At 36.4% G+C, this 16,098-nt stretch carries 12 protein-coding genes; 7 read left to right on the top strand and 5 right to left on the bottom strand.

Annotated features, from left to right (window positions below):
- The 3 genes from ABY905_RS06510 to ABY905_RS06500 form a co-directional block, all read left to right on the top strand.
- Positions 1-623: efflux RND transporter periplasmic adaptor subunit (locus ABY905_RS06510; RefSeq protein ID WP_372641765.1), on the top strand; the 623-nt coding region annotated here is incomplete at its 5' end.
- A 386-nt stretch (positions 624-1,009) separates the two neighbouring features.
- Positions 1,010-4,099 carry an efflux RND transporter permease subunit gene (locus tag ABY905_RS06505; RefSeq protein ID WP_372641763.1) on the top strand — a complete coding sequence of 1,030 codons (3,090 nt, stop codon included), beginning with the start codon at positions 1,010-1,012 and terminating at the stop codon, positions 4,097-4,099.
- Positions 4,096-5,271 carry a TolC family protein gene (locus ABY905_RS06500; RefSeq protein ID WP_372641761.1) on the top strand — a complete coding sequence of 392 codons (1,176 nt, stop codon included), beginning with the start codon at positions 4,096-4,098 and terminating at the stop codon, positions 5,269-5,271. The genes ABY905_RS06505 and ABY905_RS06500 overlap by 4 nt, the downstream gene beginning before the upstream one ends.
- Positions 5,272-5,501: 230 nt before the next feature.
- On the opposite strand, the gene ABY905_RS06495 is transcribed toward ABY905_RS06500, so the two are convergent.
- The 5 genes from ABY905_RS06495 to ABY905_RS06475 all read right to left on the bottom strand — a co-directional run bounded on the left by ABY905_RS06495 (position 5,502) and on the right by ABY905_RS06475 (position 11,726).
- Positions 5,502-6,221: a protein-L-isoaspartate(D-aspartate) O-methyltransferase gene (locus ABY905_RS06495; RefSeq protein ID WP_372641759.1), complete on the bottom strand. Its 720-nt coding sequence runs from the start codon at positions 6,219-6,221 to the stop codon at positions 5,502-5,504.
- A 263-nt stretch (positions 6,222-6,484) separates the two neighbouring features.
- On the bottom strand, positions 6,485-9,964 hold the full coding sequence (locus ABY905_RS06490) for a hypothetical protein (protein ID WP_372641757.1): 3,480 nt from the start codon (positions 9,962-9,964) through the stop codon (positions 6,485-6,487).
- Positions 9,965-10,249: 285 nt separating this feature from the next.
- Positions 10,250-10,636 (bottom strand): hypothetical protein, encoded by a 387-nt coding sequence (locus tag ABY905_RS06485; RefSeq protein WP_372641755.1) that lies wholly within the window; start codon positions 10,634-10,636, stop codon positions 10,250-10,252.
- A 26-nt stretch (positions 10,637-10,662) separates the two neighbouring features.
- Entirely contained in the window at positions 10,663-11,382 is a 720-nt protein-coding gene (locus tag ABY905_RS06480; RefSeq protein WP_372641753.1) for a M48 family metallopeptidase, read from the bottom strand.
- A gap of 59 nt (positions 11,383-11,441) precedes the next feature.
- Positions 11,442-11,726 carry a hypothetical protein gene (locus ABY905_RS06475; protein WP_372641751.1) on the bottom strand — a complete coding sequence of 95 codons (285 nt, stop codon included), beginning with the start codon at positions 11,724-11,726 and terminating at the stop codon, positions 11,442-11,444.
- A gap of 638 nt (positions 11,727-12,364) precedes the next feature.
- Between ABY905_RS06475 and hisG the strand changes: the two genes are divergently transcribed.
- The 4 genes from hisG to hisB form a co-directional block, all read left to right on the top strand.
- The gene (gene hisG / locus ABY905_RS06470) at positions 12,365-13,225 is read left to right on the top strand and encodes an ATP phosphoribosyltransferase (protein WP_372641749.1); all 861 of its coding nucleotides are present in this window, start codon (positions 12,365-12,367) and stop codon (positions 13,223-13,225) included.
- Positions 13,226-13,243: 18 nt separating this feature from the next.
- Positions 13,244-14,527 carry a histidinol dehydrogenase gene (hisD, locus tag ABY905_RS06465; RefSeq protein ID WP_372641747.1) on the top strand — a complete coding sequence of 428 codons (1,284 nt, stop codon included), beginning with the start codon at positions 13,244-13,246 and terminating at the stop codon, positions 14,525-14,527.
- Positions 14,528-14,551: 24 nt separating this feature from the next.
- Positions 14,552-15,595 (top strand): histidinol-phosphate transaminase, encoded by a 1,044-nt coding sequence (hisC, locus tag ABY905_RS06460; RefSeq protein ID WP_372641745.1) that lies wholly within the window; start codon positions 14,552-14,554, stop codon positions 15,593-15,595.
- Between the two features lie 33 nt (positions 15,596-15,628).
- A partial coding sequence (hisB, locus tag ABY905_RS06455) for a histidinol-phosphatase (RefSeq protein WP_372641743.1) occupies positions 15,629-16,098 on the top strand: 470 nt, incomplete at its 3' end.

The following is a 16,098-nucleotide window of genomic DNA, read 5'->3' as shown; positions in this document are numbered from 1 at the left end:
TGATATCTAAAGACTACAGCAAAAAGGGAATTAAGGTGGCTTCACCGGCAACAGGTTACGTGTGCAAGGTTTTTGTGAAAGAAGGCGAATATGTTGAAAAAGGTCAGGTGATTGGCATCGTTGATAGAAACTCTAGCCTAATTCTAAAGGCTGATTTGTATCAGAAACATTTAACACAGTTATCAAAAATACAGTCTGCAAACTTTAAGCTGCCTTATCGCGACGAAATCTATAATACGGATGAACTAGGTGGTAAGTTAATTGCCTACGGTCGCGATATTCATCAAGATGATTATACGACGCCTATTTTCTTCGAAGTCAACAAGATTCCTGAGCTTTATATGGGGTCTTTTGTCGAAGTCTATTTAAAATCTGAAAGTACTCGCAAGGTTTTAAGCATTAGTAAGGCTGCTGTTTTAGAAGATCAATCTATCTTCTTCGTCTTTGTTCAGACAGAAGGTGAAAGTTACGAGAAGCGTTTTGTGACTATTGGTTCGGACAATGGTAAGGAAGTTGAAATCTTAAGTGGCTTAAAAGCTGGAGAGCGTGTGGTAAGCAAGGGTGTTTATTTTGTGAAATTGGCTTCACTGTCTGGTGCACTACCATCCGGACACAATCATTAAGTTTTAAATTATGAATTAAGATTTATGAATTTGAAACTTTAAATCATGAATTAGGACCATTGATTTAAGAGATCTTATAAACAAAATGGATGATTAGTAAAACTGGGAAGTTCCGTCCCGATCTATCGGGATGTTCGGAAATCACCCAGCTGCACTTATCATTCAGAAAGTTTGAAGATTGAGAAAATCACAGGTCTTGAATTTTTGGTTCTTTTGTTTCAAGACAAAAGAACAAGGAAATAAAAAGGATAAAAAACGATTCACGTTCCTAAAATAGCATAGCAAATTAAAACTGTGCTAAATTAGGATTTAAGAATAAAGAATATTTATAAGGTTTTAGATTGGAATCATCAATCTAAAATCATCAATCTTAAAATAAAAAGACTGTGTTAAATAATATCATACAATACGCACTACACAATCGCATATTGGTCATGTTTGCGGCTTTTCTCCTGATTATTGGAGGTAGCTACACAACGGCTAATATGGATGTAGATGTGTTTCCAGATTTGACTGCCCCTACTGTGGTTGTTATGACTGAAGCACACGGAATGGCACCCGAAGAAGTGGAGAAATTAGTCACATTTCAGATAGAAACAGCCGTTAACGGTGCAACCAGTATCAGACGATTACGTTCATCTTCCTCTGCAGGATTCTCAATTGTTTGGGTGGAGTTTGAATGGGGAACCGACATTTATCTGGCTCGCCAAATTGTGAGTGAGAAGTTGATGGCGATCTCAGATCTTCTTCCTAAAGGAACTGGAAGCCCCACTCTTGCACCACAATCATCCATTATGGGTGAAGTGATGATGATTGGTCTCCAGGCAGACAAGACGTCTAGTATGGATCTTAGAACATTGGCCGACTGGAGTATTCGTCCGCAAATATTGGCTCTTAATGGGGTTGCACAGGTTGTTGTTACTGGTGGTGATTTTAAACAATACCAGATTCTAGCCAACCCTCAGAAAATGCGTCATTATAATATTAGCCTTGATGAATTGATGAAAGCGGCTAATGCAACAAACGAAAATTCTGCAGGTGGCTTTATTAACGAATTTGGGAATCAATATAATATACGTGGCATTGCTCGTACTTCTGATATAGGAGAACTAGGCAATTCGGTGGTTAAGGTTTATAAGAAATCTCCTATACGAATTAGCGATATCGCTGAGCTTGTTGAGGCTCCTGCTCCCAGAATTGGTTTAGCAAGTGTTAATGCCAATTCAGCTGTTCTTTTAACGGTAAAGAAACAACCAGGCGTCAACACCTTAAAACTAACCGAAAAACTCGATCTGGCAATTGCTGATATCAAAAAAGGCTTACCCGAAGATGTTACAGTCAACACGCATATTTTCCGTCAAGCTGATTTTATTGAGAACTCAATTGGTAATGTAAAGAAAGCCTTGTACGAAGGATCAATCTTCGTTATTATCATTCTATTGGTCTTTCTAATGAATTACCGTACAACGGTTATTTCATTATTGGCTATTCCCTTATCGCTGCTATTCACTATCATTACACTAAAACTATTGGGTATTACCATTAATACCATGACCCTGGGAGGTATGGCTATTGCTATTGGCGACCTTGTGGATGATGCGATTATCGATGTTGAGAATGTTTATAAACGGCTTCGACAGAATTTTAAGCTTCCAATAGAAAAGCGAGAGAAGTCACTTGTTGTGATTTATAGTGCTTCATGCGAGATTCGTTCTTCAATAATAAATGCAACCTTTATTATTATTGCGGCATTCATACCTCTTTTCTTCCTTACAGGTATGGAAGGTAGAATGCTTCAACCACTAGGAATTGCCTTTATTGTATCACTATTTGCGTCTTTGATTACGGCGCTTACCGTAACTCCTGTTCTTTGTAGCTTTATGCTGACTAACGACAAAATGTTAGATCGTAAGAGAAAAGAAAGTTGGTTGGTTACTAATTTGAATAAGCTTTACGAAAAGTCATTAAATAAGGCCTTAGAGTTTAAATACGTCATTCTAGGATCAGCAAGCGTCCTGTTTATTGCTTCACTTATTATCATGAGTAGCTTGGGACGTAACTTTCTTCCTGATTTTAATGAAGGATCGCTTACCATTACCGCAATTACAAAACCAGGCATATCTCTTGAAGAATCAAACAAAATTAAGAACCTTGCAGAAAGAGCACTCATAACCATACCTGAAGCGAGACTAACGGCTCGTCGAACAGGACGTGCCGAACTGGATGAGCATTCATTTGGTGTGAATACATCGGAGATTGAAGTGCCATTCACATTAACGGATAGAACAAAGGCTGAATTTCAGGCTGATGTCCGTAGTAAATTGAGTGAAATTGCCGGTGTTAACTTTGCAATCGGACAACCTTTGAGTCACCGAATCGATCATATTCTATCGGGAACCAAAGCGAATATCGCCATTAAAATTTTTGGTAGCGATCTTTCCAAAATGTTTCAGATGGCCAATGAGATAAAGGGCTCTATTGAATCAATAGAAGGCGTTGTGGATATTAATGTGGAGCAGCAAGTAGAGATTCCACAGATTCAGATTCGCCCAAAACGCGACATGCTGGCTAAGTATGGTATCTCCATCTCAAATTTCTCTGACTTTATTGATATCGCCTTTGCAGGTGAAAAGGTTTCAGATGTATTCGAAGGGGTTAAGGCTTTCGACTTGGTAGTGAAATACAACGAGGAGAATCGTGGTAATATTAACGCACTTCGTAATGCATTAATCGATACTTGGGATGGCAAGAAAATTCCTTTTAGCTATGTGGCAGATATTCAATCTCTATCGGGTCCCAATACGGTGAATCGTGAAAACGTACAACGTAAATTGGTTGTATCTGCTAATGTTGCTGAAAGAGACCTACGCTCTGTCGTAAAAGATATTAAAGCAGCGGTTGATCAGGACATCAGAATACCTGAAGAGTATCGTATTGAATTCGGTGGACAGTTTGAGAGTGAAGCAAAAGCATCGAAGACTTTAGCTTTGACTTCTATCATCTCTTTCCTGATTATCTTCTTGTTATTGTTCCAGGAGTTTCGGTCATTCCAATTGGCTGGTATTATTTTATTAAATTTACCTTTAGCATTAATTGGAGGTGTCTTTACTATTTACTTTACCTCTGGGATGCTAAGTATTCCCGCTATTATCGGTTTCATTACCCTCTTTGGTATTGCCACACGTAATGGTATTCTACTCATCTCAAATTACCAGAGCATGTTAGATAAAGGCTTGGAGATAAAAGAAATTATTGTTCAAGGATCGATTCACCGTTTGAGTCCGATTCTAATGACAGCTTTAACGGCTGCCTTAGCCTTGGTTCCAATGGCTCTTGGAGGTGATGAACCAGGTAACGAAATTCAAAGCCCAATGGCTGTTGTGATTTTAGGTGGTTTATTAACGTCTACCCTACTTAATGTGTATATTATTCCTATTGTATATCTATTATTAAACTCTAAAAAGAAATCAATATGAGATCATTATTAATAGGTCTATTTGCTATAGGGTTGAGTCTGAATCTTCAGGCTCAATCAGACCTCAAAGAGATTCTTCAAGCTGTGGAGACTAATAATTTGAGTTTAAAAGCACAAAACCAGTATCTCGAATCTCAGAGAATTGGATACAAAACAGAATTGAATTTAGCCAATCCTGAACTAAGCTACGAAAAGAACTTCTCTGATGTAGATGGCAATCCTTATGAGATTCTTATCAGTCAGGATTTCGATTTCCCAACGGTTTATTTGCACAAGAACAAAATTAAGAAAGCTAAGACGGCTAATCTTGATAATTTAATACAGCAAAGTCGTCAGGATATTCTCTTAAGAGCTAAAAAAACGTGTTTAAATCTTATCTATCAGAATAAACTGATGGAGCAATTAGCAATTCGTTACGAGAATGCTCAAAAGTTAGTTTCTTTCTTTCAGAAGAAGCTTGACAAAGGTGATGCCAATATTTTGGAGATGAATAAGGTTAAGATTGTGCTATTGAACGTCAAAAATCAAGTTCAGCTTTGCAATACACAAATCATCAATCTTAAAGAAGAGTTGAAACAACTTAACGGTGGTAAAACAATTGAATTCAACACGCTTCTTTACCCTAACTTTTCACTTGAAGCCAGTTTCTCAAAGCTTGAAATGGATGTTCTAAGCAATACCCCTAGCCTAAATAAGCTGAAAGCTAATATGGATATTGCATCAAAGCAGACCCGTCTGGCTAAGAATCAGCTCTTACCTAAACTAAGTTTGGGTTACCGTTACCTGAACTCTGATATCAATAAGTCTTTCAATGGTATTAATGTGGGTATTAGCATTCCTCTTTGGGAAAGTAGAAACAAAATTAAGTATGCTAAGCTCAATCAGCTTTCGCAAGAGAGTCAGTTTCTATCTCAGGAGAAAATTGTCCTTTCAGACATTCAGAAAAACTATCAGAACTATCAAGGCTTAAAAGCCTCTCTTGATGAGTACCGCTTAATACTTGATGGCAATAATATGAATGAACTTTTGAAAAAGGCACTGGATTATGGGCAAATCTCAAGCATTGAATACTTTATGGAAAGTATCTATTTCTACGAAAGTTATGATACCTACCTACAAGTTGAGAAAGAATACCATTTAGCTGTTGCTAATTTGTTGAAGTACCAGCTATAAACAGCAAGACCTTTAGTCAAAATAGAACTTGGCTAAAAAAATGAGACTTTATTAAGCCAGTTGAATCATTTCAACTGGCTTTTTTGTTTCCCATATTCACTACAAGTCTGAATATGAAAGGCAATAGCATAAAAAAATCACAGCAAACTTTAGTCTGCTGTGATCTGATTTACTTTCTATTTTCTGAGCAATAATCATCCTTGCTATATAGAGTCTCGTTTACTTAGATGTTAATACTCTTTACCTCGTTCATCAATCATGGGAACAAAACGAACAGGAATAACATCTTTTCGAACTAACTCTCCATCTACCTTTTTAAGTAAAACCAGGCTTTTAACACTCTTTTCTCCTATTGGGATAACTAAACGACCATCTTCATCCAATTGATCAATCAGAGCTTGTGGTATCTTACTCGGCGAACAAGTTACAATAATGGCATCATAGGGCGCATGTTCTTCCCATCCGATATAACCATCTCCCCATTTTAGGTGCAGATTATCGTAATTCAATGACTCAATTGTCGTTTTAGCTTTTAAAGCGAGCCCCTCTACAATTTCAATGCTATAAACTTCCTTGCATAGTTCTCCCAAAATAGCCGCCTGATAACCTGAACCTGTTCCAATTTCAAGAACCTTACTCTTCAAATTGATATCCAAAAGTTGGGTCATGATACCAACGATATAAGGCTGAGATATGGTTTGTCCAAATCCAATAGGTAAAGGTGAATCTGAATAGGCTAAATGACGGAACTGACTCGGAACAAACAAATGTCTCTCGACTCTTTGCATCGCTTTAATCACAGCCCTTTCTTTAATGCCGCGGGCGACAATCTGCTCCTTAACCATTTTATATCGCAATTCCTTATAATTCATCTCTTGAGCTCTAGCTTCTCCATTCTGGCTACACAAAAACCCCAAAAAGAAGAAACTTATTAATAGGTATCTATTCATTATTCTCTTTTTTGTAGATAATAAAGTTACGATAATATCTTTAATATTATTGCCCTTCAGGGGCATTCTTTATGTTTTGAATAAATCCTCACAAATCATACGATATGATAGCTACAGAACAAATTAACAAGTTGCTAAAACTTAAGCTAGTGAGCTATAAAAAAACAGATCCTGTCAAACTTAAGTTTAACAGGATCTGATCTTACTATATTATTATTCGTCTGATAATCTTTAAAGGATATATCGAACCAATTAAATGATAACTATTTCTTAAACAAAGGATCTGCTCCAATTGTTCCAACCAGGCTTTCAAGATAAGCTTCAGTTTTAACATGCTTTAGTTCAGATTTAGCTTTAGTCAAACGATCTTCAAGATTCATGGTTTTATTCCATTCCGTGTTATTCTTATCAGCCATGAAATTACTCAAATACTCAATCTGATTCTCGAAGTATTGAATATCGATCTCTTGCTTACGCTTCAATCGAGCTTTATACCATTCTGAATTAATAGCAACATCACGATCGAACATCTTACGCAACTCAGGATCACTAATCTCCTTACCATTATACTGACCAAAGGCCATAATGCTCAATAAGACTTGTAATGGTGGAATTGCAGCAGAAATACTATCATCCTTAAAGTAATTGATAGCCACTTTCTCCTGAGCTTCTACAATATTCTTAATACCGTCAGCAAAATCATCCATATCCTGAATCTCTGGCTTCAACATTCTTTCGTTGAACACATTCTGAGGCTCATCAAAGATTCTATTCAGGTAACGGAATAAGAACCCTTCAGTAATACGATAACCCAGACGGCTAGCTTGAATTTTCTCACCTTTATATTCAAAGTCATTCATCTTTTCAAGAGAACCTTCTTCAATTAAAAGTTTTGGATCACGACTTTCTTCACTCAATCGACACCACAATTCTGGAATCAATAGAGAAACATCATGATCGAAGCGATTCTCAGATCCTACATGTCCTGCAGCTGATGAAAAACCTTGGTATCCGGTAATGATATAAGATAATAAGGCATTATTCAAGTCAGTTGTTGGACTCAACATATTGAAAGGTCCTTTAGTCAATGCTCCTTCTGTACCCGCACCTGTTGTCGAAGGTGACTTACCTGTTAGAGAGCAAATAAAGTCCATGAACAGTTCAGGTAACTCCTGATAATGAATTGGATTATAAACACTTAAAGCACGTATTCCTGCTTTCTTATCGGCTGGATTATTACGACGTCCCGGCAATACAGCATTTACAGGATGATGAACAGGCTGATCCATAGGAATCTTTCTAGCCAAACGAACACCAACTTCAGCCAACTTATCGTCGATTGGGTTTACCAAATCTGGACGAATCTGCAAGTAACGTGGGTTTTGAGAAGGTGCGCCATTTACAATTCGAGTATGAGATGGCGTGATAAAGTAATTCCCTTTTTCACTGTTAGCTCCTTTTCGTATCAAGTCCTGAATAGGCTTGGTATATAAATCAAAGCCAATTGCATCAGCCATCAGCTCCTGACCATCTTCTGTAGTCATTGGTTGATAGTTCGATGTAAAGTTACCTCTCATCGAAAGATCCGCCTCTGCTTCCTTATCGTATCCACGGTGAACTGCTTCATCAGGACGTTGGAAGAAACGACGCTCACAGTTGGTTGTAATCTTAACCGACTTATTATCATATGCTTCGTTCAAGTATGAAAGACTGCTTGTAGGAAGAACTATAGAAGCTGTAATGTCATCCTCCATCTGAATTTTAGCCGAAGCAATAAAGTCTTGACGCAGTTTATGAAGGAACCAAGAATTATCATTTGCAAAACCAACACGCAGGTAACTTGCTACAATCTTACGATTATTATAAAGTAATTCGTGTCCTTTCTTACCGTTCACCATATCTACAGAGAAATGATTTCTCCAATCGCTACCTGTGCGACCTTCGCGGTAAAAACGCTTGATAAAAAGAACCAATCCTTTTACATGATCTGGAATGGATGCCAAATATGAATTATAATCTTCAGTATAATATTTTGATGGTGTTAAAAGCTTAACAACCGATCCTAAAGATCGTTTTGAATCTAATAGTGAACGTGAAGGCTGAGAACGATCAGAATGATCTTTCCAACGATTTGAATAATCATAATTAAACACTTCATCTGCCATATCGAAATCTTTGTCCATATCCTGAATGTAGAATGAACTGTAGATAATAGCGTTTAATAGTGACTTCGAAATTTCAGACTTACCTCCACCAGATACGGTACATGGCTTATGGCAGAAAGTTCCCTCGGCATAAGTACTCACCAAGCGCCATGATGGAGCTGATGGGTGCTTTTCCATATGCAATTTATAGCCTGATGGATGCACGTAATAATGCTCAGGCATTAAACGAATAGATTGATCTTTACCGTTCTTTACCCAACTTACTGTACTTCTATATAAATCAATCTTAGCATTTCCATCGATATAGATGATATTGTTATATTCTTTATCAATGGCATAACCTTCAGGTTTTACATCAACAGTATCGCCTAATTGCTTCATTACCTCGTCGAAAACAAATTGCTTCTTAAGAATATTATTCATAAAAAGTGTTCCGTCGAAATTATCACCCAAATTCTTACGTGGAAAAGCAATTGCCCCACCTGAATGCTCCTCTTCTGCCAAACCATAAAGGTTAGCAGAGAAACTGATCTGGGTTTTAATTTCTTTCTTAGAATATCCAAAGTAGTTATCAGCAATAAGTGTAATAACTACACCTTCCTCGCTTCTACAAGTTACCTTAAATGGTTGTCCACCGTTATAAAGTTCATTCTCTTCTTTCCAACAAACACCATCGTTACGCTGACGTTCTGTAGCGTTGTCGTAATGTGGTAAGCCAAGCTCTTTCTTAGTCAATTCCAACAATTGTGGTGCCAACACGACGCAACCCGTATGACCAGTCCAATGTTCAACATCCAAACCGGCATCATTCGAAGGCAATTGAGGATCACCTGCATTACCAAAAATAGATTCAACAAAGTCGAGATTACTAACGAAAGCTCCAGGCACAAAGAAACGCACCTCCATTGATTTTTGAGAAATAACACCTTTCACCTCTGGACATACTACAGGACGCAATAACAACGAAACCATCATTTTGGCTTTCTTGTCTTGAGCTGCAGTAAAAGGAAGTGTTTTAAATTTATCAGATGGATTAAAAGCAGAATCTAAAAACTTAAGGAATGCATATTTGGGTAATTCTATCTTATCTAGTGGTGCAGGTAAGTTTCCTTCTACAATATGGAATGACCCTTTGGTCGTTCTTCTATCGTGCTTAGGGTTGTGCAGTACACCTTGCTTTATACGGTATGAGCTTAAATAATCAGTTATATATTCATTCTTATGTGGTGGCAAACTTAGCTCACGAGCAATCCCTTCCTGATCTAGCGTAAATGTTGAAGTCGGTAACTGAGGAACTTCCTGATTCAATTCTTTAAAGTAATCGTTCAAAAAATTCTGAATACGCTGGTCTGAAGGACAGTGGTAATCCGCAAGTAAACGAGATTTCACACGATAATTCTGAATCAAACTATCTGTCAACGCAATAAAATTAGCATCAGACAAATCGTCATCTTCTTCATTAAAGATGGGTTGTCCCATAGCTGCTAATTGCAGATTAATATAACGAATCAGATCCTTCTGATCTACCTCTCCATTCTTCGATTGGATTTCGCGATAAGTTGTTTTAATATTCTCCATATCTTGAGTTTTTAATAGCTTTTTAAGACTGTGTCCGTATCAAATTTACAGAAAATTTCTATCCTAAAAAATGCATTAAAAGACTCTCACATGCTGTTTATCATTTAAAAAATCAATATTTTTTTATATATTATAAGAGCACGCTCCGAAAACGATTTAAGATTGAATAAAACATATCGTTGTAATGGCCTATTTATATCAAAAAAGAGCTTTATTCATCTAAATCGACAAATAAAGCTCTTTCAAATAGCCCTAAATGAGCTAAAATATATGTTATAAATCAGTTTACCACTTCCCTTTCTTCTTAAAAAGCTTATTTAAGCCTATAAATAAGGTGTAAGCCGCAAAAGCAACAATCAAAATCCGAAGAATAAGTTTCTGATCGTAATTACCCTCTGCCAGCATAATATCGCGTGATAATGCAGGCATCATAAAAACGATAATAAAAAATAAGACCACAACTTGAAGCCAAAGAAAAAAGCTTTTGATTTTAGGGTGTTTTGTTAACTTTCCCCCAGCAACTTCCTGTGATTGCTTGGCCATTTTGGAGCGTTGATTTTTATGAATCTTTGGCTCTTCGACTACTTTCTTTGAAAATTTCTTTTTCAACTGAGTCCCCAACAAAAATGCAAAAACACTCAGCCCAACAAGAATATATATTTCTTTATTCATCTTCTTTGTATTAATCCTTTTTTCACCTAAAAATGTGTTGTATAAGCTTTCATTTCCTTACGTTTTGCAGGCACATTATCACAAACCTTATCCAATAAATCCCAAAATGATTTTGAATGATTTTTCTCAATGGTATGACATAATTCATGAAGCAAGACCATATCAATTAAATGCTCAGGCAAACGCATTAAATGTAGATTTAAACTGATATTGTTATCACCAGAACAAGATCCCCAACGGGTACTTGCATTACGAATTGAGACCTTATTGAATTTAAAATCAAAAGATTGAGCTAACTCATCTAAACGTTTAGGTAAAACATGTTTGGCTTCTTTTCTTAAGGTCTCTATTATCATTTTTTTTATGAAATCCTGAAACCCTTCTGTTTTAAGATCGAAATTCTCTGGATAATAGATCTCTATCATTCCCTTTTTGACACTGGCTCTAACTCTATTATCCTGGCTCGGATTCATTTTCAATTCATGATACTTGGTTTTAAAAACCGTATCTGAATCAAAAAAGAAATTTTCGTTTTCCTTCGCTTGAATTTTCAACCTTTGTTTGGCGATCCAATCTTTATGGCTTTGGGCAAAATCAATTGCAGTCTGCCAATCAAACTGAGGAGGGACATTAAGCCAAATACCCTTATTAGGTGCCATCCGTAAGGATAAACGTTTAAAACGGGAATCCTTTTTAAGAGTTACTTCCCCTAAACCATCAAGTTTTATTATTTTCTCAATCTTCATAAATAAAAAATAGCTTTACCAGAAAGGCAAAGCTATTAGAATTATTTCGTTTAGGAAACTTATGCTTTAATCAGTTCACTCAATTTTGTGAAAGATGCATCAGTATTATTAATTAAATCAGTAAAAACCGCTTTGTAATGTGCTTTCACCATTTTAGAGTTATCCTTGCCATCAGGATGATTTGTTCTCGCAACTAAGTTATTACGATTTGCAACCGTTTCCTTTATGACTTCTAAAACCTTCTCTTCGTTTCCTGGGTGCAGGTAAATATAATTGTAGCAATCAGAAATAACTTCAAAAGTCAAAAAGTCAATATCTTTCTTTAATTTTCTTCTACTCGCCATAGTTTCTTGTTATTAATTGTTCTAATTCTAAATTCACTGCAAATATACTAAAAATGCCAAAATATTCATCACACTATTGAGCGATAAAAACATGAAGTCTGGCCAATTCAATATTTTTTTTCATAAAAATCTCATAACTCAACACTTCACTATCCATGGGACTTCCAATAGCCAAACAACCTAAGCAGAAAAATAAATACAACCAGACCGACTTGTTTCTTAAATTTTTATTCTAATCTTTGCCCCAGATAAAACACAAAAACTATGATTTTTACAGCACTACATCATCATCATTCTTTCTTACCTCAGGTGAGCCGATGATGTTATGCAAAAATCTCAAGTGATAAATTCATAACTATTAACGCCAACCTGAAATCAGGTTGGCGTTTTTTTTATGCCATTTTCTGAATTCAGGTTTATTACAAAATCAAACTAAGTACAAGACTAAAAACACAAAAACAATGATTTTTATAACACAACATCATCACCATCATCATTTATACTTCCCTCAGGTGAGCTGATACTGTTATGTAAGAATTTCAAATAATAAATTCATAACTATTAACGCCAACCTGATTCCAGGTTGGCGTTCTTATTTGTACCCATTTCTGGTTTCAGGTTTTATAACAAAAAACAAAATGAGTACAAGACTAAAAATTGCCATTCAAAAATCTGGAAGACTTCAGAGTGATTCTCTTCAAATCCTAAAAGAATGTGGTATTTCAATAGATAACGGAAAAGATCAGTTAAAAGCACAGGCACGTAATTTCCCTCTGGAAGTTCTTTATCTAAGAAATTCAGACATTCCACAATATGTACAAGATGGTGTTGCCGATATTGCCATTGTTGGAGAAAATGTTGTCATTGAAAAACAGAAGGAAGTTGAAGTCCTGCAAAAGCTAGGTTTCTCGAAATGCCGATTAAAAATGGCTATTCCCAAAGATGAAGAATACACGGGTTTAGATTATTTCAATGGCAAAAGAATTGCAACCTCCTATCCAAATTCATTGCAAGCCTTTTTAGATGCAAACAATCTGGATTCAGAGATTCACGTTATTTCTGGTTCTGTGGAAATTGCCCCAAACATTGGACTTTCTGACGCAATTTGTGACATCGTAAGCTCTGGAAGTACACTTTTTAAAAATGGCCTTAAAGAAGTTGAAGAGATTCTTTCATCAGAAGCCTGTTTAGTAAAAAACGTAGGTATTTCAGAAGAAAAGAACGCTCTTCTATCTGACTTACTATTCAGAATGCGTGCTGTTTTAGCTGCCAAAAACAACAAATACGTTTTACTAAATGCCCCTACCAATAAGATTGAAGCTATCAGCAATATTTTACCTGGTATGAAAAGTCCTACGGTGATGCCTTTACTGAAAGAAGGCTGGAGTTCCATTCACACAGTTATCAATGAAAACGATTTTTGGACAGTTATAGACCAGCTCAAAGCCAATGGTGCTGAAGGTATTTTGACTATCCCAATCGGAAAAATGATTCTTTAATCTCTAAAACACAAAGCAATGCAAATAATTAGATACCCTGAAAAGGACAAATGGAATAGTATCCTTACCCGACCGGTAATTGAAATAGACGAGATGGATGAGGTTGTGAACCAGATCTTCAAAGAAGTTAAAACAGATGGAGATGCAGCTTTAAGGAAATATACTTGGTTTTACGACAGAATCAAGATTGATGAATTAAAAGTTAGTCAAGCTGAGATTGATGATTCAGAACAGTTTATTTCTAATGAATTGAAAAATGCTATTCAAGTTGCAGCACAAAATATCGAGAAGTTTCACAAAGCTCAAATGCCTAAATCCGGAATGATTGAAACCTCTAAAGGTGTGACTTGCTGGCGAAAATTCACGCCAATAGATAAGGTCGGTTTATATATTCCAGGAGGAAGTGCGCCCCTATTTTCTACAGTTCTGATGTTGGGAATTCCAGCACGAATTGCAAACTGTCAGGAAGTTATTTTGTGTACACCTCCAAACAAAGAAGGTAAAATCAACCCTGCAATTCTTTATGCTTGCAAATTGGTTGGTATCAAGCAGGTTTTTCGTTTAGGTGGTATTCAGGCTATTGGAGCCATGACTTTTGGTACCGAATCCGTTCCTAATGTCTATAAGATATTCGGTCCAGGCAATCAGTTTGTGACGGCAGCAAAACAAAGCGCTAGCAAATTGGGTGTAGCCATTGATATGCCAGCTGGTCCTTCTGAAGTATTAGTTATGGCTGATGAGACTGCTATTCCCGAATTTGTTGCTGCTGATCTATTATCACAAGCTGAACACGGAGTAGATAGTCAGGTTATTTTATTGAGTTGGAATGAGCAACTTCTGGACTCAGTTCAAAATGAGTTAACAAAACAATTAAAAAATCTTTCAAGAGAAGCCATTGCAACAAAGGCGCTGAACAACTCTAAAATGATTTTAGTTACATCGGCAAAAGAGGCCCTTGAAATCAGTAACCTGTATGCGCCTGAACACTTAATTGTAGCAGTGAAAGATGAAAACAAGATCCTGGAAGGAATTCAAAATGCAGGATCAGTTTTTATTGGCAATTACACTCCTGAAAGTGCAGGAGATTATGCCTCTGGAACTAATCACACCTTGCCAACCAATGGTTATGCCAAATCATATTCGGGAGTTGGACTAGGTTCTTTCATGAAGAGTATTACGTTTCAGAAGATTACTCAAGAAGGCCTAATAAATCTAGGTCCTAGCATTAAAGTAATGGCAGAAGCCGAACAGTTGGAGGCTCATAAAAATGCCGTTAGCATTCGTTTAAATAGAATTTGTTAAGAACATGCTTAAAATTAATACAAGATGAATTCAAATTTCAAATTGGAAAATCTGATTCGTACAAATGTGAAAACTCTGAGTCCCTACTCTTCGGCTCGGGATGAGTTTTCAGGTACAAGTTCTGTTTTTCTTGATGCTAACGAAAATCCTTTTGACAATGGCGTCAATCGTTACCCGGATCCTCAACAATGGAAATTAAAAGAACGTTTGTCTGAAATTAAGAAGGTTCCAGCGAAACAAATGATACTGGGCAATGGTAGCGACGAGATTATTGATCTAATCATGAGAGCTTTTTGTGAACCTAAGCAAGACAGGGTTATTATTTGCAACCCGACTTATGGCATGTATCAGGTTGCGGCTCAAATCAACGATCTTAAAATTTGCGAACGAGATCTTGATTCAAACTTTCAACCCGATGTAAATGGTATTTTGAATAATAACAACAGTAAGCTACTTTTTCTTTGTTCACCAAACAACCCAACTGGTAATCTGATTGATAAAGACATTCTAATCAAATTGTTATCTGAATTTAATGGGATAATTGTTTTAGACGAAGCCTATATCGATTTTTCTAGTGATGCTAGCATGGTGAAAGATCTTGATAAGTATCCAAATCTTGTGATTTTACAAACCCTTTCAAAAGCCTGGGGTATGGCAGGCATTCGTTTGGGTATTGGCTTATCATCAGTTGAGATCATCGAGATCTTAAATAAAATTAAACAGCCTTATAATGTCAATACGCTGACTCAAAATAAGGCACTTGAATTATTAAGCTACGAAGAGACTTATCAGGAAAGGATAAATACCCTGCTTGAAGAAAGAAATGCTATGATGAATGAACTCAGAAGCCATTCTTTCGTAGAAAAGGTATTCCCTTCTCAGGCAAATTTCATTCTAATTCGGGTTAAAGATGCCAATGCTCTTTATCAGTTTTTAATTGAAAAGGGTATCGTTATCAGGAACAGAACGACTATTTCACGGCTTAAAAATTGCCTAAGAATAAGTATTGGAACGCCTATTGAGAACCAAGAATTATACAAATTTCTTAGGGAATTTCAAGATCAATAAAATTCTAACTATTCAAGCCAAATAAACAACCACATGCAAAATACATCACAAAAAAAGAAAGTTCTTTTTATAGATAGAGACGGGACTCTCATTATTGAACCACCAATCGATTTTCAAGTTGACAGCTTGGAAAAACTGGAGTTTTACCCTGGCGTTTTTCAAGGCTTAGGCAAAATTGCTTCTCAGCTCGATTTTGAATTGGTTATGGTCACCAATCAAGATGGTTTAGGAACGGATTCATTTCCCGAAGCGGATTTTTGGCCTGCTCAAAATAAAATGATGCAAAGTCTGGAGAATGAAGGCATCACATTTACTGAAGTTTTTATAGATAGAAGCTTTCCTGAGAACAATGCTCCCACTCGTAAACCAGGCACTGCCCTATTAGAACAGTACTTTTCGGATGAATATGATTTAGAAAACTCATTTGTTATTGGAGACCGTTGGACCGATGTTGAATTAGCCCAGAATCTAAATGCAAAAGCAATCTTTATAAATGCAGATGA

This window comes from Ancylomarina sp., from assembly GCF_041555295.1.
Classification (GTDB): domain Bacteria; phylum Bacteroidota; class Bacteroidia; order Bacteroidales; family Marinifilaceae; genus Ancylomarina.
This window is presented reverse-complemented; position numbering and strand designations above follow the sequence as displayed.